This window comes from Myxococcales bacterium (assembly GCA_016699535.1).
Taxonomy (GTDB): domain Bacteria; phylum Myxococcota_A; class Polyangia; order Polyangiales.
Genome location: CP064980.1, coordinates 561,939 through 584,676, shown reverse-complemented (window position 1 = coordinate 584,676; position 22,738 = coordinate 561,939). Strand labels below are relative to the sequence as shown.

Here is a 22,738-nt window from a genome sequence, read left to right as displayed (position 1 = left end):
ACACAGTTCGTTAGCAAAGATCAAGTTGAGAGGAGCAAATCAATCATGCAAACGGTAAACAGTGCAGATAACCCAAGAGCCACTTACTACCTCGCTTCGGCGAGTGGTATAGCTGCCGTTGCCTTAAACGTCCTTGCCGTGTTTTTGCTTGCAGAGCTACCTCATGCCTACAAAGTTAATGCCCTTCGTGAATGGCTAAAGGAAAGCATGACGCATCCATCGGAAACGGGCTGGAGCGCCTGGGCGTTTACCTTGGGGGTGTTGCTCTTAGCGCCCTTTGCTTATGGTTTGCATCATCGACTTCGTCACAAAGGATCGGGTCTTACTGCGATTGCCGCCATCTTTGTCTCATTGGCCGGCGTAATGAATGCGGCTGGAACTTTAACGCCTTTTGTGTTGGTGCGGCATGTTCTGCCCAATTATGAGGGTCAGCTTCCTTCCTGCGAGCCGATTGCATTTGCTTTGTTGGGCTTTACCCTAAGCATGGATGCATTGTTCAATGTCTTGTTTGGAGCTGGCATGATTCTTTTCGGCTTCGCGCTATTTAAACAACCTCATTCCAAGTTTTGGCTAGGCGCGTTTGGGATTGTCGCCGGCCTTTCAGCTCTACCTATCGTACTGCAAGCTCACTCAGTTTTTTTCGCTAATTTTCTTATCGTTGCGGGACCCTTGTGGCTTTTTTGGGTAAGCGCAGTGAGTATCTGGCTAATGATCGAAGCTGAGCGGTCCCATCAGAGTGCTGGCGTCTGATGGCTTTTCTGTTATGTTCACTAGTGCACTTATTTTATGTTTTGCTGTAGGCAATACACATACCTTGTTCTGACTTGTCTTGTTTTTTCGTACTATGGTACGACAGGATGCTCGAGCAACGCTTTGGATCTTGTTGGGAAATCATGTCCCTGCATTTCGGGCTATATTTGCGATGAAGTTCGGGACCTTTGCATTCCAGAATCCGAAGCTGAGGCGGGCGTAGACAGTACAGTTGACTCAAACGTCGACGCTGTGCTTACGACCGATGCTGAAGTCAATGAGCAACCCGTTGCTTTGGTTCACGACGAGCAGGCCTATCAAGCATGTCTGACCGCTGAAGATAGCTATCCCATAATTTCTGGGACTCATGGCGATAATCTTTGTGAACAATTTTTATCAAAACGCAGCTCAATTCCCCGACAATCTAGTTGAGATGTGTTCGGGCTTTGAAGAAAGCAACGTTGATAGCTTATGGGGGCTTCCGCAGCTCACTACGGCCACGCAGATCAACATTGAAGACGGACTGAACTACAGTTTTAGAGCCGATCACTCGGTGTATGTGAGAAAGTCAGCTGGATTCGGTGACGCTCAGCTTGTGGCGACCTATGCCAATCCGCTGTATGTCGATGCGCCGACCAACACGATCAACCTTCGCTTCTTTGTCTATTTTGCTGGATTGAGCAGCTACGGTGGAAGCCATCCACTCGTCCATTTGAAATACGGTGATACCCGCATCGGAGTGGGTCCCAGTCGAACTCTAGAACCTGTTGTCTTTTTGAGCGTAGGTGAAAAAAGCACCTCTGCTGTGGCTCAGGCGCGTGGCATAACGCTGAGCGGGGACACCTACAATGGCTTGGAACTGCAAATCAACGCAAGCGAGCAGACCTTGTCTTTGTGGAAAGACGGTTTATGTTTGGACGCGTTTAAGGGCCCAACCCTCGATAGTCCCCAAAACGTGACCGTTGAATTCGGCGTGCTAGAGCCAATGGATATCGGTCCTGCCGAAGGCCAGTTATTTTACTTGGACGAAATAGCCGTTGACGCTGAACCCATCGGATTTGTCACCTTCGCAGGACGCTAGTTTTCCCCGAGTGTGCTTTTTTGAAAGACGCAGATGGCGCCATGGCAGCTGACACCCATTTGCAATTGCGTTATCGTCGCATCATGCAAGTTAGTATGGTTACAGCAGGCTCAGTGCTTAGTGCCGTGGTGCACGGCTCCCTTGTGCTTGCATTGCTTTTTGCGGGCATGATTCAAAAAGTGTTCGGTAAAGAAAGTGCTCCTCCGATTGAAGAGCGGCATGTGATCGAGGCGCGTCTTGTGCAACTTGGAAAAGAGCTTGATCCCAGTCAGCTGCCCAATCGCAAAGTGCCAGCGCTGCAAACTGCGCCACCGGATTCCATCGCCGTCTCAAAAGAGATGAACCCAGATGAGCCTACGCAGCAGGACGAAAAAAAGGACAAGCCTCCTAATCCTACCGAAGACCTTCTAACCCGTCTTGGTGATCGCGCGCAGACTTTTGCTGAAATCGCTGAGCAGCGTGAAAAAGAAGGCAGCCCGGATGGCGTCGAAGATGGTAGCAGTATGGCTCAGGTGGGTGATCTGTACGCAGGCAAGCTCTATGCGTTGTTTAGGCGCGGATGGACCGTGCCAACCGTCATTAGCGATGCGGAACGAAATTCTCTGAAAACCGAAGTCGATTTACAAATCAATGAAGATCTAAGTATTGGTAATTTCAGTTTACGTAAATCAAGTGGCAATCCACTTTTCGATCAATCCGTGCTCGACAACATCGAGCGTTTGAAATCTGAGCGAGTTACCTTACCCGCACCGCCATCCGAAGTCGCCGATCAGTTTCTAGGAAAGACCCTCGGCTTGCGTTTCAGTGGTCGGCATGCCGGTTAGGTTTTCATAACGCTTTATAAGCGTCGCGGTGCCTCTCCGTGTTAGTTGAACGAATAAATACCGTCTGTAGACGTCTAAGCACCATGTTTGGACAAAAAACTCCCCCACGCTAACCTTTGGTGTAGAGTCAAAGGCGGGCTTTTGGGGAGCCTTGGAGGTATGCCAATTCTGTCATGAAAAAACTTAACAATATGCCAATTGTGGCAATTTTGCTTTGCTTTCTTGCCATTTTTATCAGTGTCCCTGTTTTCTCTCAAAGTGAGAAGGCCCAGGATTTGCCTGGCCGCAGCGTGGTGATTGATATCGATTCTCCGGAGACTTCACTCTATCAAATTGCTGTTCCCAATCTTCAGGGCTCAAAACTTGGACCTGAAGCCGCGGAAGTGTTGCGCAATGATTTTAAACTGGTTTCCTTATTCAAAGTACTCGATGCGCGCTCCTTTGTAGAGAACGCTAATGCCATGGGACTTAACATCAACAAAAGTGATTGGAGTGTCGTTGGTGCTCAATCCGTTATCAAAGGTGACATCAAACAAAGCGGCTCATCACTCAATGTTGAAATGCGCCTCTATGAAATAGCCAAAGGCAGCAGCCCGACCTTAAGTAAAAGTTATCGTACGAACGCCTCGCACTTGCGCGGTGTGATGCATCAATTTGCCAACGAAGTACTTCGAGTTCTTACTGGTGAGCCTGGTCATTTTGACACCCGTCTTGCTTTCGCGATGCGCAAAGGTCCTGGTCGTAAAGATGTTTATGTTTCCGATTTTGATGGCCACAGCGTAGGGCGAATCTCTAAGGGGCGAGGTGTAGCGATGCTGCCCTCCTTTGGACCAGGCGGCATTTGGTACTCGGTGCTCACTAAGTTCGGCATGTTTATCACCCGCAGCGGCAAAAACGAAAAAGCTGTTTTTAGTGGCACCGGCATGAACATGGGCGTCACTGCTTGTGGTAATCGCTTGTTCTTTACTTCAACGCGTACGGGAAATGCTGAGATCTTTAGTTCAGACCTTGAAGGCAATGATTTACGACAACTTACTCGGCATCGGGGTATCGATGTGAGTCCAAGCTGTGGTCCAGGTGGCAAAATCGCTTTTGTTTCCGATCGGCATGGCGGACCACAAGTGTTTACGATGAACGGCGATGGTTCCGGCGTAAAGCGCGTAACCTATCGGGGCGAGTACAATCAAACCCCCGCGTGGTGTCCCGATCCGAAAAAACCACTCATTGCCTTTACCGGTCGCGGAGGCGGCTCGATGGACATATTTACGGTTAACCTGCAAACCGGCGAGTACCTTAGGCTAACGCAAGGACAAGGGTCGAACAAAGATCCGGCCTTTTCGCCGGACTGCCGAATGGTGGCTTTTGCGTCATCACGTGGCGGTATTTTCCTTTCAAACGCAGAAGGCCTCAATCAAAATAAAGTCGTTTCTGGTGCGGCGGAAACCGTCCGTTGGTCACGATAGGAATTCTGGCTAACAGCACAACGGAATATAGAAAATGTAGGTACTTGAAGTTAGGGGCCTACAAAAAAACGTTATGTTTTAATTAATCCAGCCATTGCATAAGAATACTGATAAACTAAAGCAATGGGCTTGGGCTTGGGCAGGATCGGCTCGTTGAGGTGCTGGAGCATCGACAACTGGCTGTTCGTTGTTTTAATTTCGTCCTTCTTGGGAGGGTGTCGCGAAGGTGCGGCGGAGTCGCATGTTTTGCTTGCATTGCAACCAACGTGGCAAGCTTCACGTCAAAGCGACAAAGCGACTTCACTCGATAAAACTTCTGAAGCGTTTAACAAGCTACCGATCTATTTTTTGCCGGTAGGTAAAGGGGAAGCGGAAAAAAATAAATTTCATGTGCTCGGTAACGCCATGGAAGTATTTTTTACCGACGAGGGCGTACGGTATGTCCTTAAGGAAAACAATGAAGCCACCGGTGAAACAAAAAGCTGGAGCATCTTGGCTAGCTTTGTTGGTGCGAAGAAGGTGGCGCCAAAAGGCAAAGCAAAAAGCGATGCGGTGTTCAGTTTTTTCCGAGGCAAAAAAGAGCAATGGCGCACTGGCATTTCGCCATTCGAAGAACTGATCTATGCCGAGCTATGGCCGGGGATTGATCTCGTATATCGGGGTAAGGGCGGCTTTATCAAATACAGTTTTATCGTGCATCCCGGTGCCGATCCTTCCCAGATTAAAGTGCGATACGAAGGCGTTGAAGAAGCTTTCCTTACATCCAAAGGTGAATTGGTACTTGGCACTGGCCTAAGAAAACTTCGAGAAGATACCCCGTATGTGTATCAGCAAAGTTCTACAGCAGTTCAAGAGATTCCAAGCAGCTATGTGCTTTCTGCACGTGCAAACCAAGCCACGTTGAGTTTTGAGCTTGGCGTCTACGATAAGGCGCGCGAGCTCATCATTGATCCCATCGTACTAGGCTACTGTGGTTATTTAGGTGGCTCCGGCAACGAATTTAATTCTACCCTCAAAGTAGACAGTTCGGGTGCAGCGTACATAGCAGGTGAAACCTGGTCCAACGAATCCTCCATTGCTGCCACGGTCGGTCCCGACGTCACCATGAACGGGTGGGTTGATGCCTATGTTGCAAAAGTAAGCGCTGATGGGACGTCGCTGGTTTATGCGGGTTTTATTGGCGGCAGCGGGCAAGACATCGGTTACGGCATCGACGTGGACAGTTCCGGCAATGCCTACGTGGTTGGTGCCGCCGGCTCAGGCAGTGGCTTTCCTGTGACCGGGGGCGCATACGATACGACTTTTAATGGCGGTAACGACTTGTTTGTCGCTAAAATAAATAGTTCAGGGACAAGCCTAAGCTATTGTACTTTTATTGGTGGTTCAGGCTCCGACGGGAATTTTTCGGCCATTGCAGTCGACGGATCAGGAAACGCCTACGTCACAGGACGCACGGATTCCACCGAACTCTCGTCACCTCCTTTTCCGGTGACCGGCGGCAGTTTTGATACCACAGCCAACGGAGGGCTTGATGCCTTTGTCGTTAAACTCAATGCAGCAGGCTCTGCTTTGAGCTACTCAGGTTTTTTGGGAGGGAGCAGCAATGAAAATAGCACTGGCGGCAACACTGGGGGCATCGCGGTGGATTCGAGCGGCAATGCCTACGTCGTAGGAGAAACCTCTTCTTCTGACTTTCCCGTCTCTGGAGGCGCCTACGATACCGTCTACGGTGGATCAGGCGATGCCTTCGTAGCAAAAGTAAATGCTGCGGGATCAGCGCTTAGTTATGCTAGCTTCCTCGGAGGAACTTCAAATGACTTTGCTGTGGACGTTGCTGTCGACAGCTCCGGCAATGTCTATGTGGGGGGCGATACCAATTCTACTGAGTCGAGTTTCCCTGTTTCAGGAGGCCCGGACCTTACAGCGAACGGAAGCACTGACGTGTTTCTTGCCAGTTTAAACGCTGCGGGCTCTGCGTTAATCTTTAACGGTTTCGTTGGGGGAAGCTCCTATGACAAACTAGGAAGTCTCGCGATTGACAGTAATAACGATGTCTATTTTGGTGGTTACACAGCGTCCACGGAATCCACTTTTCCAGTGCTTGTTGGGCCTGATCTAAGTTTCAATTTGGGTAACAACGATGCGTTCCTCGGGAAACTTAGGGTTTCGGACACTAGCCTCGAATACCTGGGCTACATCGGAGGAAGTTCGGATGACAACATTTCCGGCATCGACGTCGATGGCGCAGGTGATGCCTATGTGACAGGTCTGACAGGTTCATCCGAGGCCACCTTCCCGGTCGTGACAGGAAGTTTCGATACCACATACAGCGCCAATGGCGATTTCTTTGTAGCAAAGGTAGAGAACGTAGCTGAGGGCATCGTATGCGACAGCAACTCATCAACTAATGGAAGCACAAGCGCGCTTAGTTGGTCACACACTGTAAATTCAGGTGACGACCGAGTACTTCTCGTTGGCGTCGCGTTTCGCAACGGCAGCAGTGAAACGGTGAGCAGCGTGTTCTATGGTGCAGCGAGTCTCAAGCCGCTTGGTGCAACTTCGAATGGAACGTCGGTACGAGTGGAAATGTTTCAAGTGCTTGCTCCTACGGTAGGCACAGCTACGATTACCGTGAACCTAAGCGGTAGTGTTAAAGTGACAGCGGGGGCGGTGTCGTGTGCCAACGTCGATCAAAACGCAGCTTTTGGTACCTACACAGACCAAACCGGAACAAGTACCTCGCCATCCTTGAGCGTGAGTAGCGCTGAAGGAGAAGTGATTGTCGATATACTCGGTACCGTACGTAGCACCTCTCCTGCGGTGGTAAGTTCACGTCCTCTGCAATGGAGCAATGTTACTACTGGGGGCAGCGCTGCAAGCCAGGTCTCAGGCGCTTCGAGCACGGGTTTTGGGGCCAGCAGTGTAACGATGGATTGGAACCTTTCAAGTTCACGAGCTTGGGCGCTTGGAGCAGTCGCACTTAAGCCGGCGGCGGCTACCGAGATCCGGCTCGATACCTTTGATGCTACGCGAATCCAAGGTCAAAACCATATTCAATGGACCACAGCTTACGAGCATTCCACCTTGGGCTTTAATCTTTATCGGGAAGACGGCTCTCAGCGTAAACGTGTAAACGATACGATCGTTCCGGGTAGTTCATTGCTTAGCCGAGCTGCCTTTCGGCAGACTGGGCAGCAATACGAGTGGCTCGATCCACAAGGCAGTGCAACGAGCAGCTACTATCTCGAGGAAGTCGAGTTTAGCGGCAAAAGCAACTGGCATGGTCCTTTCGAGCTAAGTAAAGGGCCGAATGCTCAATCTGCGACTGCGCCTGGGCTTGTTGATCAACCTTTCGAACTCGATACGCTTGCGGCTTCTAGTGTGTACGGTGAAGCTAAGCTGCCGCTCTCTGTTGTTCCGCTGAGGTATGAGTACGATGATTTGCTTGCGCTGCAGATGCTGCTTGCAAGTAGCCATGCGATCAAGATTCTTGTTCCGACAGAAGGCTTGTATGAAATCACAGGACAAGAACTGTTTGATAAAGGACTTCCGCAAGGTGTCAATCCTGTCTTGTTGACGCTTTTTGCGCAGGGCCAGCAAGTTGCTCTGCAGCTGCTTGGAACAGAAGATGGTAGTTTCGATTCGGAAGATAAACTAAGGTTTTATGGTGTCCCTGTTGATACCTCACATACCGACACGCAGGTTTATTGGCTTGTCGTTGGCGATGAGGCTGCCGAGCGCGTACAGGATGTCGATGCGACAAGCATCGATCCGTCCACAGTCGATTCCTTCGTGTTTGAGCTTGAGAGAGCCGATCGAAGTCTATACCTTGCATCGATTGAAAACGGTGGTGCATCCAACTTTGTTGGACCTGTTATTCGGCAAAATGAAGCCGGCGCTCAGGAATTCATCGTCAAGCATTTGGACACGGTATCCGCCGAGCCAGCTTATTTATGGGTAAAACTACAAGGCATTACGAAGGGAAGTCATAACGTCCAGGTTCTCGTCAACAATGTAGCCGTTGGAAATGTACGTTGTCGCGACCAACGTTTTGAAATCGCGCGTTTGGAATTCAGTCAGACCTTGCTCAACGAAGGTAGCAATCAATTCGTTTTGAGGCCAAAGCAGGTCCTACGGATATAAGCGCACTGGCAAAGGTTGTGCTTGGTTATGCTCATCATTACGTACTTGATGAAGGCGCTTTGCGTTTTTCTGCTGCGGGCGGCGAGTCACTTCGCCTATCGGGATTTGAGAGTCAAGACCTTGCGATATGGGATGTTAGCAATCCATCGTTACCCAAAGAGATACTTCCTTCTTTGCTATCCACGGACAGTGGCTACGATGCCATGATGCATGTTCCAGAGGGCGAAAAACGAGTCTTTTATGCAGTCGATGCAAGTAAGATTCTCAAACCGGCACTGAAGCAGGATCAACCATCTTCCTGGTCCGCTCAAAGCTCGGCGGGACTAAATATTATTGCTCCGAACTCATTTACGGAACAGGCCGAGGAACTTGCGATATTGCGTCGTTCGCAAGGCTATACCGTCAATGTCATTAATGTTCAGGATATTTATGATGAGTTTTCCTTTGGTCTAGCAGATCCTGAAGCACTGCGGCGCTACATTAATTTTCTTAGCGTTCATACCGAAAACGATCTTATTCATGTCTTGCTTTTTGGCGATGCAAGTGTGGATCCACGCAATTTCTTGGGGCAAGGCGAGTTTGATTTTGTGCCAACGCAACTTGTGGATACGGCATTTCTGGAAAGTGCATCCGATCACTGGTTTGTTGACTCTATCCCACAGGATGGAGCGCATGTCGCTATCGGTCGGCTCACTCCTCGAAGCAGCGAAGAAGCGTCCACCATGGTTGCCAAACTAAAACAGCGACCGTTGCTATTTGAAAATGAAGTAGCCTTAGCAAAGGTTCTTTCGGTGAGCGCGCAGGCCGCAGATTATGATTTTGAAAATTGGTCCAATATGCTCTTTTCAAATTTAGGTTACGATCTCGACCTTCAGTCGCTTCATATCACCGACGAAGATGCTGCTGGTCTCATCGATGCATTGCAAAGTGATGTCGATCTGGTCCACTATGCTGGACACGGCTCAGTGAACATGTGGTCGTATCATGCGCTCGATGGCGAAAAAGCCTTAGCGCTAAAAAGCTCAGGTGGGCTTCCATTAATGGTAGCTGTCACGTGTTTCAACGGGTTGTTTCACGATGTGTATTCCGAGAGCCTTGCGGAGAGTTTGCTCAAAGCCAAGGATGGCGGAAGCGTTGCCGTGGTGGCTTCTTCGGCGATGACCTATCCCAAAGACCAATTGCTACTCGATGAAAGTTTCATGCATGAAATTTTCTCAGCTCAGAGCCAATCGCTCGGCGAAGCTTTTCAGATGGCTAAAGCAGCCGCGAGCAATCAGGATGTCCGAAATACTTTCATGCTATTTGGTGATCCATCCATGCCATTACGCTTTAGCGAAGCCCTGTCAAATCCGACGACAACATCAGCGGCCACTGCCGCCACCAACAACGCTAAAGGAGCGGGCGGTCCTGGCTATCATGAAAATTCTGGTTGCTCGTGCAGCCTACAAAGAGCAGCAAACTACTCCGAGTGGCTCGGGTTAATTATTCTCGCTTTCATCATAAGACTGCGCGCTCTGGGTCGAAAGCGGCGTTGAAGTACTGATGCCGCTAGCCCCATCTTAGCTTTTCTGAAGCGGCTCACATGGGTCAAATAGACCTCGGTGCGTATGTGCGCAATGTGTGCCGCGCAGTGTAGAAACGGCTGTATTTACAAAACCACCATGGGAAATTTTCATGCCGCAAACACCACAACTTGGCACGAGATCTGCATGTAACATTCCACTATGCGTTCGACACGGATTAAACAACTATTTCATAGGATGGGAATCAACAGCGTGTGCCTGTTGTTGAGCGTGTTGCTGGTGGCTGTGCAAGTCCAGGGCTGCAGCGTTGAGGCATCTGAGTAAACCATTGAAGCAGGCCATGATGAGATAGCGATTGTTGATGATCTTAGTATTCTCTCACTGGCTTTACTTGTTTTGGGCGTGGCTGTTGTAGCGCTGATACTATATTGGATCGTTCGTACTTTATGGGACAATCCGCCAGATTTCGATTGGATCAAAGCCAGAACACAGCTCGCGGGCGATGCGCTTAATTCGGAGCCCAACCTTGCAGAAAAAGGAAGCATTGTTGCTGAGCTTTACCGTGATCTTGCCTTAGAATCGGGGCAAAGCGCAGAAGCCGGCGCGCAAATCGGACAGCATTTGGCAGCGGCAATTGGCGCAACTGATTTGCTTCCGCGTTATCCTGGTATTCAACACAATCCGGAGTTTCAAGCGATGGACTATGCTGCGCGCGTAGCTGCGTTGAAAGCACTCGCTGATGTTCTCGGTAGCGGAAATGTCTCAACCCCTCCCGATCCTGGAGATCCCGATTGGTGCGAGTCAATTGATAACTTTATTGAGTTGGCAAAAACGGGTGCTTCGACAGTGCTTGCACTCAATCCAGCGCTTGTGGGTCTTGAGCTAGGTACGCTTACCGGCAGCTTCGTTTGGATGCCAGCAACGGCGGAACAAGCAGCTTACGTCAAAAATACGTCTAGACAAGATTTCAAAACTACCCTGGGACGATATTCCGAATTTTAATTCCCTTGGAGAGGGGTTCTTCTGTCAGCTTTTATATCGGTTTGGATATTGCGCTTCGAAACACGGTGCAGATCGAATGGAGTTCGTTGCAGATTTTGACAATGCTGATTTGCAAAACAAGCTTGCAAATAATTACGGCGCTCAGTTCATTTCGCAAGGGCTCAATTCATACACAAGAGCGAGTATTCCGCTCAAGGCCTTCAGTTGTGAAGATGGCCTATCAAGCGGCGGACCAACACATTTGAGCTGGTTTCCTTAAGTCTTGGTACTTGCAAGAGCCTAAAAGCCGCACTACAGTGCCGGGCATGGCTCGTTTGAATCTTCTTTTTGCCCTGTTTTTGCTTAGTAGCAGTTGCCAGTTTATTGCGGATTTTGACCGCAGCAAGATTGGTCAAGATGCTTCAGTCGATGGCGACGCCTCCCTTGATGGTAGCAGCGACGCAAACACGAACCCGGATGGCAATACAACGACGGATTCTGGAACGAGCGATGACAGTGGCACCACGCCTATCGGTGATGCGGGTGGGGACGTCTAAACTGTTATTGAATTGAAGCCATTGTGTTTTTTAGCGTTTCGCAAGCTGGACATGAACCGTCTGGACGAATAATGGCGTAGCCACCCATGGGATCATCGCCCCAGCTCGTGAAATCCATGTTCCACACAATGCCTAGACGTACGTCACTGTATTCGGTTGCCATGATTTTAGTAGCTTGGGCAAGCCAGGAAGCGTGCTGCTCGAGCGATATATTTGCAGCCCAAGAAAAGCCACCAGGCACCGAACCGTAGCCCTCGCCGCTAAGGTAGCCGAATTCGGTGACACAAATTGGCTTGGCTATAATGCTCGAATAAAGATCCAACAAAGGCTTGAGATACCAACTGTGATGATGTTGACCATCATCCGCAGGATGGCCTGTGCTCTGGTCAGGCGCTGTTGCTCCGGCGTTATAGTGAGCGCCAACGCAGTCAAGAGAGGCTTCAGCGCCAGCGTTGGCCATCTCGCGAAGGTAGGGCTCATCGTCGCAGCCCTCTGCTGAACAATTTCCACCGAAGTAGCCGGTGGGTGCAGGCGCTGCACTTACGACCATGATGTCTTGATTGACAGCCTTGATCGCATCATACGAGGGTTGAAGAAGCTTGTTGACGTAGTCGCTTGCGCTAATTTTTCCAGCAGGCCATTCCATATCCAAGTTAGGCTCGTTCCATATCTCGATGGCATCGGGTCCAAGTGCGGCGACGCCTTCAATGAAGTTAACGTAGCCGTTGTAATCAATGCTACTGGGCCTAAACTCACCTGGAATGCTGAGGAGAATTTTGAAGCCCTCGTTGTGGGCATGGTCGATGAAACCTTGCAACTCCGAAGGCTTTGAGCCAGAGTGAAACTTGTATTGTTGTTTCATCCAGCTCATTCCAGCGCTGCAGGCACGCGTAGAATTCGTTAGACCACCGAGATATTGTGCACCAAGGGCAAAACTACCGTTGTCTTGGTAGCAAGTGTCAGGACCGTTGGGACCGTTTGCTAAAGCAAGGTCTGTGCCGTCTTGCGATGGATCGTTCTTGTTGGTTGAAGACGATGTGGTTTTGTCCCTTGGGTCCTCAAAACCTTGTCCGCTTGGCATGAGACATGCGCTCATCATCAGCGCGCTCGAGATGAAAAAAGTAAAGAAGAAGGAGTGGCGATGAGTGGAATCGAACCACTGACCTAGCGCGTATGAAACGCCCGCTCTAACCATCTGAGCTACATCGCCGATAAGCCGAGGGCTACCCTTATAACCCGATGGCTGAACGGCGGTGTATAAAACCTCGGTATCATCTGTCAATCGTTTAGGATGCGCTATCGCTTCTTGGGGGTTTTTGCCCATACCCACAATTGCTGCAAACATCGGGCCAAAGACTACATATTGAAATTATTGTGAAATTTAGCGAAGCAAAAGTGTGTTTGGGGCCTACAGACCCCACTTTGTGGGGTTTATTGTTTGGGTTGGTAGTTAGGTGATTTTGGAATTGGTTAAGTTGTTGGCTTTAACTGTTTGTACTGCTGCGTAGCAGCGCTCCAAAGAGGGGAGACACGCGTCTCCCCTCCCGAGCGCGCTCCGCGCGTCGGCTCCCACCCCAGCGGGCTCGCGTTGCTCGCGGGGTGGGTGGTTAGCGGTGCTCTAGGCTGGTGCGGGCTTGGTGGATGAGGGTGGTGATCGCTTCGTGCGTTGCTTGGGCAGTTTGCTCGACGGTGGCTTGGGGTGTGATGGCTGCGCCGATGGCGACGGTGAGCTTGCAGCGGCGTTGTCCTGCAACGCGCTTTAGGTAACTCCCAAGGGATTCTTTATCGTAGCCAAAGCCTTCTTCATAGCAAATGCCAACCGGGATGATGAGCGCGTTGCTGTCTTGTCCCGCAGATATACCACCAAGTTTAAAAGGGCGTAGTTCATCGCCTTCGAAGGTTGTTCCTTCTGGGAAAATGAGTACGGCATCTTCTTCCAGCAGCGCTTGGCGTGCTCCAGCGATGGCTTGCTTGCCGCTTTCTTTATCTTGGCGATCGACAAAGATTGTGTCGCCAGCACGAGCGGCACTTCCAATGAGGGGCCACTTACTGACAGCAGCTTGACCCATGGTGCGCGTTTGAATCGCAAAAAGCACAGCAGGAATATCAAAAGGTGAGCGATGGTTTGCTAGAACCAAACGCGGGCCATCTTGAGGCGGTTGCTCGCCTATGATTTCAAGACTAAACGCAAAAATACGCAGCGTTGATTCGGCCCAAGCTTTGAGCGCTCGATTCCGATGGCTGCGAGCTTTGCTTAGCGGCGCGAAAAATAAACGAAAACGCAAGCAGCTAAGTTGCCACAGAGTCATCAGTGCAAAACTAAGCACGCGGTAAAGAATCCGTCCCATTGTGATGATCGTACTCATCCGCTTTGCACACCCGACTGTGCAGTCTCTAAAGCTTGTTGCTCGCTTTGCTTTTGCCAGTAAGCATCAATATGGTTGCTCATCACAGTTCTGACTTGCTCCATAAGGGCAGGAACATCGCGTTTGTTTAAAGCTGTTGTCTCGATGGGTTTATCGACGTGTACCGTCACCGTGTAGCCAGGCCGGATCAGTAATGATCCTTTATGCATCGTTTCATACATGCCCGTTACAGTCACTGGTACGATGGGGACGCCGAGTTGTAGGGCCATGTGAAATGCACCTCGTCGCAGCGGTCCCAATCGACCATCAAGGGTGCGTGTCCCCTCCGGGAAAAGCAAAATTGACATGCCGCGTTCAAGCTCTCGCTTCATGCGATCGCCGAGATCTTTGTTTGCGGTAGCGCTTCCTTGTTTGATGGGTATAGTGCCACGCGCTTTCATAAACCAGCCATACACCGGATACTTGAAATGCTTTTCAAGCTCGACGCCTTGCAAAGGATGAGGCGTGGCATTGGCCATGACTGCATAGTCAAAATGATTCGTATGGTTTTGCAAAAACAAATACGATCTTTTGGGATCGACATCCGGATGCACGATGGCGCGCCACTTGCAGCCCGTAAGCGCTATCTGCACACGGCATTGCAAGCGAGTAAGCCACTCTGTTCGTCTAACAGGCACTGCTTTCCAAATTGCGGTAAGCAAAAGCATGCTTGGAATCATCCAAGCCAGATTAATGCTCCACAATAGCACTGAGACCCCTCGTGTTATCCAGGAATCGTGAGGCACAAAAGCTTTACTTGGCGTGCTTGTAGCCGAGTTCATTCCTCAATCGATAACGTCTTTTTTCCCGCTTGGGAACACTAGCTGCCGGAACACTCCAAGGTTTTGCTCTGCTCGAGGTAAGCGCAATGATAAGGCCCCTGAGCACGATCGGTCGATTCATCAAAAGCAGTCGAGCTGAACGACTCTTCCGGTTCGTATTGTGGGCCGTCCAGTATTGTAGAGAGCTCGAGCGCTCCGGGCACCGGAGCTATCGGGGATCGCGCGCTGTATTGAGCGCAACCGCTGCTAGCAAAAGCTAAGAGCATTAAAGATACAAAAACAGAGACGAGCTGAGCGAAAGATTGATTTTTTAAGTTATATTTTTCCATAATTTTACTTTCCAAACGATGCACAAATCCATAGACAACACCAAAGATGGCGTTGCATTGCTGCCTGTTTGCCTTAGCGAAGCAGCAGATCTTCTTCAGCCCGTCACGCAGGGTGCATGAGCAGGCTGAGATGCCCGAAGGTCCTCTAAAAATGAGCCAAGTTCGGGTCGATCAAGGTGTTGTTCCCGCGCAAAATCGCGATCGGGAGGCGGCTTATATATCAGCTATTTCTAAAACACAAATAAAAAGACAAAGTTTTTTTGGAGCTGGAGTAACGCAGCACAAGGGGCTCGGAGCAAGGGAGATAGTAGTGCTCCCAAAGCCGGGGTTTTTGAGACCATTCGGAAATAGCTTCCGTCACCTTATGTCGAAGGATCCGCAGCTCTGCTTCGCTAGGTTTTTCAGGGGTCGTGGTGGCAATGTCTTTCATGCGCTCTAGGAAGGTCTCACGAGCCTCTGTGATTACTTTGGTAAATGGCTGTAAGTAACCACGTTCTTCCCATCGAGTCAGCGGCAAACGAACGTAGGTTGGTAAACTCGAGATATCCTTACCTTCGTAGATGAGCATGACACGAAGTACTTCAGGATCGTCAACAACGTTATTGGCATGATCAAACCAGGCCAAGGAAACATCATCAAGTCGTATGCCTCGAGCCCCTGGGCCTAAAGCAATGGCCTCGTGGGGCGATTCAAGGGACTGCATGAGATGAGCAGCAAGATCCATTTTATCCTCGTTGCTAATCAGTCTTCCACGGATTTCAAGACCAATACGCTCGGCAACTTCGTAGACTGAATGGCGCAAGCCTACCCAGTTGTACTTGCAGAGCCAATCTAAGGCTTCACCGATGGGTTCGGTCGACATTTTTTTCAGGAGAGCTACAGCTTTTTGTAAATCAGCAAAATTGGGAATCCCCAGTCGTCCATTCGCGACGGCCCATCGTGGTTTTTCAGCCAAGGTTTTCATGGCTACTTTTTCATTGGCCAAGACCCAGAGTTTAACAACATTTTCAGACTCAGTTTCGGCGGCTGTCTTGGACCAGGGAAAGCTGATGTGAATGTGCAATCCCTCGACAATGTCCGCTATCCTCGAAAACTTTTCACTCAGAGCATCCAAGGTATTGGATAAGAAATCCTTGCTGAAGGTAATTTCCCAAAACGATGAGCTATTGTAGCGTTCGATTTGAACGACAGGATCGAGAAACTCCGGGGTGCGAGCAAGGGGAACCCAATCAATGGTTTGCTCAATGCCACCGTAAAGCGCAACGTCTAATTGTTTTGCACGCTCAACGAGACCGAGGCTCAACCATTGCTGATCGCTGATATACCGGGAAGGTTTAAAATAATTCGTGAGTTCTGGGAGCATTGATTCAATTTCAACGCCAAGCTCAATCAGTCCTTCTCCAAACGGTGTATTAATGGCTCGTTGCCATAGGTCTTGCGCTAGCGATGAACTAAGGCCTCGTCCCGCTCTGGAAATAAAAGGTGCACCTAGTCGTAGTCGATCCAATTGAAGTTGATAGATCAAGTCAGCCAACCGTTCACTGTGACGAAAATCATTGACGATATTTAGGAGTCCTTGCATACGGGCTTTTGCTCCTGAATATATGCGGGAGGCTCGTTCAAGGCCTTCGGCAACTTCGTCAGCTTTGCTAAGGATTTCGGCTACATCGAGTCCGATGCTCGCCGCATCAATGAGCACGGCCAAGCTGGCGATATTCGCGGCCTGAACGCGCTCGTTGCGGTAGCTGATAGGCACAAGAGCTACGGTATCTTCGATGCCGTAGTTGGAAAGAAGTACTGAAGCGGTTGCCAATTCGCTAAGAACGACCAATTGATAGACATCAAACGCGGTGATGGGTAAGCATGCGATCATGCCTGCCCAAAATGCGCCAATCGGCCCAGCGATCAACGCTCCAGCCAGTGAAACCCCGGCACACAACAATGCTGAGCGAATCACCATGGCATCCATGCTGCGTTCAATGCCGAGTTTGTCTCCAATCGCGTAGATGAATTCCGGCAAATCGCTTTTGCTTTGCCATTCAGCGAGTAAATGGTGATGGACTTTGCTAAGCGTGGCAAAGTTTTCTGAATCGGTATAGCGTTCCAAAAGGTTGATGCTGTCAGCCACAATAGCAAGTTGCCAAGCGTCTTCTAAGGGCCAGTCTTGTGACTTTTTGAGTAGATCGCTGTTGAGCGTCACCGTTTGATCGACTGCATACCGAACTGCTTCGATGAAATAACGAAATTCCCAAAGTTGATAGGCTGTTTGCTCGAAACCTTGGGCAACGTGATCGGCAATGGCTTGTGCTGCGCTCTCGGCCCAGCGACCCACCGGCGCCCACTTAATACCGTCACCGGTATCAACAAAAGCTTCCAGGTGGATCAAGCGATGATACTGTTGGGCCTGAAGAAGTTGTTTGCCGAGTGCATCAAAGAGCGCCAGCAAAGAAGGCGCGACTTCTTGAAACTTGATGGCCTCAGCATGATCGATAGCGATTTGACTGGGGCTGCCGTGCATCAGGTACCACAGGCTTTGCAAACTATGCTCGTAGCTTTCAAGGACACTTTGTTCTTGAAGAGGTGTTTCACGGTTAGCATCACTGATTAGCGGAGCAACTGAAAGATAAGATTGCACGCAATCTACGGTGGGCAAACCTTGGCCCATATCAAGCGCGCACTGAGCAAGGGTATCGCGATCAACTTGTTCAAACTTAGAAATAAGTTCCGCGCGTCGGTGAAAGCCTTTCCAAATTCCGTAGTACTCATTGAGCAATCCCGCGAAGAACTCGGTTTCAGCTTCGCTTCCTTTGCTCAGCGAGTTGAGTTGTGCTTGAAAAGCTTCGTTGAAAGGTTGTTGTCTTAGCGCAGCGGGCTGGACGTAAAGCGAAGAGATCAAATCGGTATAAACTTTAATTTCACTTGCACTTGGCACCCCAGCACTGGGGGGTACAGCAAGGTCGGCTGACTCCGTCTCGAGTCGAAAATCGGTGCTCTCGTATACGACGGTGCTTTCGCTCGAGGCAGCAAAACATAGACCGGATGCAGAGTCCCGAAGCTGTCCGTCGGGGCAGGAAAATGAATCGAGATTTAACTCCGCTTCGCTGTAGGCGGAAGCAGCGCCTTCACTGTCATCTTGCGAAAAGGGCAGACACGCACAAAGACCGACAAGATAGGCTAACACAAGCGCACAAGCGATGGGCTTTGATGTAGAGAAAAGTGAGAGTGCCTGCTTCATTTCTAGCTTTGAAATGAGCAAATCTCATGCCAGCGTAGCGTTGTTTAGCCGCCCCAAATTCTCTTATGGTTTTGTACTTCTTCCCTACAAAACACACCTTGGAGCCGTTTTGTTAGGCCCTATGAACTGAGGACAGAAGTTACTTTTGGGCGAAGGCTTTCGTGAGCAGCGTGGGGTGCGCTAAGAGCATGCCCAGACCCAAGAACGGCAAGGCAGGAATGGCGCGTCTAAAGTAATAAAGCGAAATGAGTGTAAGGAATAAACCAATAGCAAGGCCGATCAGGCTTCGCATGAGAGATAAACCGTGGCGCCGGCTTGCACTAAGGTAAAGCGCAGCAAACACCAGATCGCCTACGCCCAAGATGGGAACAAGATCGCTGCTTCCCCACATGGGCCAGGCTAAGGTTAAAAGCGAAAGCGCTTCGGGATGCTCGATGAGCCTGGCGCTCGGGCCGCTGGAGTGAAAAACACTGTACAGATCGACCACTGAAGAGACGATCGCTACCCAAAAAAGGTGCCAGGTATATTGGATGCGGTAACCAATAAACGCCCCAGTGACGCTGCCGCAGACGCAAAGAGATAAATTTATCAGTGCACAGAGTAGCAATGAGCTTAGGTAATGTTGCAGGACCGGAGCAGTAAATAAGCCAAAAATAGCCAGAAAAACGAACGTTATTGCGTGCTTAGGGCCTGTGTAAGGTGCACTTGATGCTATGCCCAACACGAAGACTCCGACGGCCACAAATGCGATTCCGAAAGCTAAAATCGGAGAAAGCTCAATATTATCAGAAACGATCGTGGCAATTGTCAGGCCAGTTGTAAAACTTAGCAGCCAGAACGACCAATTTCGCCAAGTAGCCGCTTTCATGAGAGAAAAATCATCATATTGTGGTTTTTTTGCAGAGTATACACAACAGGTAGTATACTGAAAAGTATGGTGGAAACGGGCATGTTTTGTGCAGACTGGCTTATACGTGGGTCATCCAAGGTAAGTACTTGCACACCTGTAGGCACATTGGGGCACTCGAGACTAAGTGATTGTAATCAAAAACATTTAAAAGAAAAATACAAGCAAGTTAAGCAAAGTGTTGACCTCCTAAAACCAGATCTGTACACCGGGAGCTTCCCACTAGATATAGTGGTTACTTATTGAATCTATCCCCACTCCTTGTGGGTAAATTGTGAACAACTTTAGCTTTCTTAATCTAACTAGCTGAAAACACTGTTGAAATTTTGGAGGTCCCCTTGGCTCTGTATGCGCGTGGAAGTGAAGTAAATGGTGCCGGTAGTGTCATGAACGGAAGCAAAGAGGGTAAATCCACACTTGCTTCAGCAGACGGTGCGATTTTGTCGCATTCGGAGATAAAAAGCTCGGCTCAAGGTCTAAAACAGCCACGCCGCTTTACCAAAGCAGGCAGCAACCCGCTGGACGATGTGACATACGTCAAACGCGATAGCGTGATCAGTGGGCAAGACGGTAGCACCGTGTTTGAAATGCGGGACGTTCAAGTTCCTGAAGGTTGGTCTCAGCTAGCAACCGATATTGCTGTTTCGAAGTACTTTCGCAAAGCGGGTATTCATGGTGATGCGAAAAAGGGTGAGCGAAGTGTAGGGGAGCTCATCTATCGTGTGGCGCACAGCATTCGTGAATCGGGTGAAAAACAAGGTGGCTATTTTGCGAGCAGCGACGATGCCGACGCCTTTGAAGCAGAGCTAAGCTATATTTTGGTTCATCAGATCGCCGCGTTCAACTCACCGGTATGGTTCAACGCAGGATTGTTTCAGCGCTACGGCATTGAGGGCAGTGGCGGCAACTATGCTTGGAGCGCAGAGCAAGACGCTATCGTGGAGACCCGTACCGCTTATGAGCAGCCTCAGTGCTCAGCCTGTTTTATTCAAAGTGTGTCCGACGATCTCATGGGCATCTACGAGCTGGTTAAAACCGAAGCACGTTTGTTCAAGTACGGCTCAGGCACGGGCACGAATTTTTCACGTTTGCGCGGCCGGCAAGAAAAACTCTCTGGTGGTGGTACTTCATCTGGCTTAATGAGCTTTCTCGAAGTGCTTGATCGAGCAGCAGGCGCAACCAAATCGGGCGGGACTACGCGCCGTGCAGCAAAGATGGTCTGTCTTGATATGGACCATCCAGAAATCGTTGACTTCATTGAATGGAAAACCAAAGAAGAACAAAAAGCTAAGGCACTGATTGATGCCGGCTACAGTTCAGATTTCAACGGCGAAGCTTACCATACGATCTCAGGGCAAAACTCCAACAACTCCATTCGTGTCAACGATGAGTTTATGAAAGCGTTGCAAAATGATGAAGATTGGCACACGCGTAACCGCACCGATGGCGGTGTAAACGCTACCTATAAAGCTCGAGACTTGTGGCCCAAAGTAGCAGAGAGTGCTTGGAACTGTGCCGATCCAGGTCTTCAATACGACACGACCATCAACGATTGGCATACCTGTTCCAATACCGATCGCATTAATGCTTCCAACCCATGTTCGGAATACATGTTCTTGGATGATACGGCGTGTAACTTATCATCGATCAACCTAACCAAGCTCTTAAGAGAAGATGGCAGCATCGATGTGGACGCTTACCGTCACACCATTCGACTCTTGATTGTCGCGCAGGAAATCTTGGTGGATTACGCAAGCTATCCAACCAAACCCATCGCGCAAAACAGCCATGATTATCGGCCACTTGGTTTGGGTTATGCAAATCTCGGAACCCTATTGATGCGGCTTGGTGTATCGTATGACAGCGATCAGGGTCGTGCGATTTGCAGCGCTCTAACTTCAATACTCTGCGGCCATGCTTATAAGACATCTGCTGAAGTTGCAGCATCCAAAGGAGCCTTTGCAGGTTATGCCAACAACCGTGAGCCCATGTTGCGCGTGATTCAAAAGCATCGTGACGCAGCTTACCGTATCGGCAGCGAAAACAGCCCCGGCATATGTCATGATGGTAGCATGAATCCACCAGACTATTTGGTGGAAGCGGCGCGTGAAGCGTGGGATCAAGCGTATGCACTTGGTGAGCTTTACGGATATCGTAACTCGCAAACCACGGTGCTTGCCCCCACGGGCACCATCGGGTTGCTTATGGACTGCGATACCACAGGTATCGAGCCAGACTTTGCGCTGATTAAGTTTAAAAACTTGCGGGCGGTGGCTACTTCAAGATCGTCAACCAAAGTGTGCCTGAAGCGCTAAAGCGTTTGGGTTATACTGAAGGTCAGATCGCAGAAATCATTGCTTATGTTTCGGGCACCAATACCTTTACCAACGCGCCGAAACTTTCACGTAAGCTGTTGCTTGAAAAAGGTCTGACCGAAGCAGAAATCGCCAAGGCTGAAGTGGCGCTGCCGGGTGTGTTTGATGTCTCACAGGCGCTAGCTCCTTGGGTTATTGGCAAAGAGGCTTACGAGCGAATCGGTGTGCCTAAAGCGGATATCAGTAAGCCGGGCTTTAATTTGGCAAGATTCTTTGGTCTCTCGGATAAAGAACTCGGGGCGCTCAACGACCATGTCATTGGCCGCATGACCATTGAAGGCGCTCCATATTTACGTGACGAGCATTTGCCTGTGTTTGATTGCGCCAATCGTTGTGGCAAAACTGGCAAACGCTTTTTGGCACCGATTTCACACGTGCGCATGATGGCAGCTGCTCAGCCATTCTTGTCTGGTGCGATTTCAAAAACGGTGAATCTTCCGAATGAAGCAACCGTGGAAGATGTTGAAAACATCTACCTCGAGGGCTGGAAGCTTGGCCTTAAAGCCATTGCGCTTTACCGCGATGGTTGCAAATGGTCTCAGCCCCTTTCCACGAGCAATGATGAGAGTCATGAAAAGAGTGAGACAAGCTCGGAGCAAAAAGTAGCTGCTGTAGCCAAACCTGCTGAGGGTGCACGGCCTCCGCAGTCCACACGGCATCGTTTGCCTAAAAAGCGCACAGGTTTCACTCAAGAGGCACGGGTTGGAGGACATAAGGTGTTCTTGCGTACCGGTGAATACGGAGACGGCTCGCTTGGTGAGATCTTTGTGGATATGCACAAAGAGGGTGCAGCGTTCCGATCACTTATGAACTGTTTTGCCATCAGTGTGTCGATGGGATTGCAGCATGGTGTACCGCTCAGCTCCTTTGTGGAGCAGTTCACCTTTACGCGCTTTGAGCCGCAGGGCCCTGTTGAAGGTCATCCGAATGTTAAGTTTGCTACATCGATGATTGACTATGTGTTCCGCGTGCTTGGAGTGGAGTACCTCAAGCGCTATGACTTTGCGCATGTGCCACCGCAAGAAGTGCAAGATGAGATCCAAAACCCAACCGATCTCAATACGCACAAGCAACTGCCAGGGGGCAATGTTAACTCAGAGCCGCCGCCAGCCATGGTTAGTGAAATTCCAGGACATGGCAGCACGAACGCGATGAATCAGCAGCTGGGTGAAATGATGGGTGATGCTCCCATGTGCGATAGCTGTGGTCACATCACTGTGCGTAACGGCTCATGTTATAAGTGTCTGAACTGCGGCGCCAGCGTAGGCTGCAGCTAAACAATTGAATAGGTAGTTTCTTCGCAGTAGGGACTTTTCCCGAGCTTTTCGTGGCTTCGGCTTACCTCCTCGCTTGTGTCTCCCAAGCTATGCAACGCTGTTTACG

The 22,738-nt window shown here is 49.9% G+C and carries 17 protein-coding genes and 1 tRNA gene; 11 read left to right on the top strand and 7 right to left on the bottom strand.

Going from position 1 to position 22,738, the window contains the following annotated elements:
* The first annotated feature begins 45 nt into the window (after positions 1-45).
* From IPJ88_02935 to IPJ88_02895, 9 genes are all read left to right on the top strand, one after another.
* Complete coding sequence (locus tag IPJ88_02935; protein ID QQR90711.1) at positions 46-750, top strand: DUF4386 family protein; 705 nt, start codon at positions 46-48, stop codon at positions 748-750.
* Between the two features lie 123 nt (positions 751-873).
* Entirely contained in the window at positions 874-1,182 is a 309-nt protein-coding gene (locus IPJ88_02930; protein QQR90710.1) for a hypothetical protein, read from the top strand.
* Positions 1,133-1,831, top strand: coding sequence for a hypothetical protein (locus IPJ88_02925; GenBank protein ID QQR90709.1), 699 nt, complete (start codon positions 1,133-1,135; stop codon positions 1,829-1,831). The genes IPJ88_02930 and IPJ88_02925 overlap by 50 nt, the downstream gene beginning before the upstream one ends.
* A 41-nt stretch (positions 1,832-1,872) precedes the next feature.
* Entirely contained in the window at positions 1,873-2,655 is a 783-nt protein-coding gene (locus IPJ88_02920; protein ID QQR90708.1) for a TonB C-terminal domain-containing protein, read from the top strand.
* A 173-nt stretch (positions 2,656-2,828) separates the two neighbouring features.
* Positions 2,829-4,118 carry a PD40 domain-containing protein gene (locus IPJ88_02915; protein QQR90707.1) on the top strand — a complete coding sequence of 430 codons (1,290 nt, stop codon included), beginning with the start codon at positions 2,829-2,831 and terminating at the stop codon, positions 4,116-4,118.
* 123 nt (positions 4,119-4,241) lie between these two features.
* Complete coding sequence (locus IPJ88_02910; GenBank protein ID QQR90706.1) at positions 4,242-8,261, top strand: SBBP repeat-containing protein; 4,020 nt, start codon at positions 4,242-4,244, stop codon at positions 8,259-8,261.
* Positions 8,262-8,278: 17 nt separating this feature from the next.
* The gene (locus tag IPJ88_02905; GenBank protein ID QQR90705.1) at positions 8,279-9,796 is read left to right on the top strand and encodes a hypothetical protein; all 1,518 of its coding nucleotides are present in this window, start codon (positions 8,279-8,281) and stop codon (positions 9,794-9,796) included.
* A gap of 390 nt (positions 9,797-10,186) precedes the next feature.
* The gene (locus IPJ88_02900) at positions 10,187-10,786 is read left to right on the top strand and encodes a hypothetical protein (GenBank protein ID QQR90704.1); all 600 of its coding nucleotides are present in this window, start codon (positions 10,187-10,189) and stop codon (positions 10,784-10,786) included.
* 305 nt (positions 10,787-11,091) lie between these two features.
* Entirely contained in the window at positions 11,092-11,322 is a 231-nt protein-coding gene (locus IPJ88_02895) for a hypothetical protein (GenBank protein ID QQR90703.1), read from the top strand.
* Between the two features lie 4 nt (positions 11,323-11,326).
* Here the strand turns inward: IPJ88_02895 and IPJ88_02890 are convergent, their stop codons facing one another.
* The 7 genes from IPJ88_02890 to IPJ88_02860 form a co-directional block, all read right to left on the bottom strand.
* On the bottom strand, positions 11,327-12,403 hold the full coding sequence (locus IPJ88_02890; protein ID QQR90702.1) for a hypothetical protein: 1,077 nt from the start codon (positions 12,401-12,403) through the stop codon (positions 11,327-11,329).
* A 55-nt stretch (positions 12,404-12,458) separates the two neighbouring features.
* Positions 12,459-12,532: transfer RNA gene (locus tag IPJ88_02885), tRNA-Met, on the bottom strand.
* Positions 12,533-12,929: 397 nt separating this feature from the next.
* Entirely contained in the window at positions 12,930-13,688 is a 759-nt protein-coding gene (locus IPJ88_02880; protein ID QQR90701.1) for a 1-acyl-sn-glycerol-3-phosphate acyltransferase, read from the bottom strand.
* Positions 13,685-14,509: a 1-acyl-sn-glycerol-3-phosphate acyltransferase gene (locus IPJ88_02875; GenBank protein QQR90700.1), complete on the bottom strand. Its 825-nt coding sequence runs from the start codon at positions 14,507-14,509 to the stop codon at positions 13,685-13,687. Before IPJ88_02875 ends, IPJ88_02880 begins: the two co-directional genes overlap by 4 nt.
* Before the next feature lie 38 nt (positions 14,510-14,547).
* Positions 14,548-14,838: a hypothetical protein gene (locus tag IPJ88_02870; protein ID QQR90699.1), complete on the bottom strand. Its 291-nt coding sequence runs from the start codon at positions 14,836-14,838 to the stop codon at positions 14,548-14,550.
* Positions 14,839-15,058: 220 nt separating this feature from the next.
* The gene (locus IPJ88_02865) at positions 15,059-18,073 is read right to left on the bottom strand and encodes a hypothetical protein (GenBank protein QQR90698.1); all 3,015 of its coding nucleotides are present in this window, start codon (positions 18,071-18,073) and stop codon (positions 15,059-15,061) included.
* A 139-nt stretch (positions 18,074-18,212) separates the two neighbouring features.
* Positions 18,213-18,941, bottom strand: coding sequence for a hypothetical protein (locus tag IPJ88_02860; GenBank protein QQR90697.1), 729 nt, complete (start codon positions 18,939-18,941; stop codon positions 18,213-18,215).
* A gap of 377 nt (positions 18,942-19,318) precedes the next feature.
* Between IPJ88_02860 and IPJ88_02855 the strand changes: the two genes are divergently transcribed.
* Positions 19,319-21,295 (top strand): vitamin B12-dependent ribonucleotide reductase, encoded by a 1,977-nt coding sequence (locus tag IPJ88_02855; GenBank protein QQR90696.1) that lies wholly within the window; start codon positions 19,319-19,321, stop codon positions 21,293-21,295.
* Between the two features lie 326 nt (positions 21,296-21,621).
* Entirely contained in the window at positions 21,622-22,632 is a 1,011-nt protein-coding gene (locus IPJ88_02850; protein QQR91947.1) for a hypothetical protein, read from the top strand.
* Positions 22,633-22,738 lie beyond the last annotated feature (106 nt).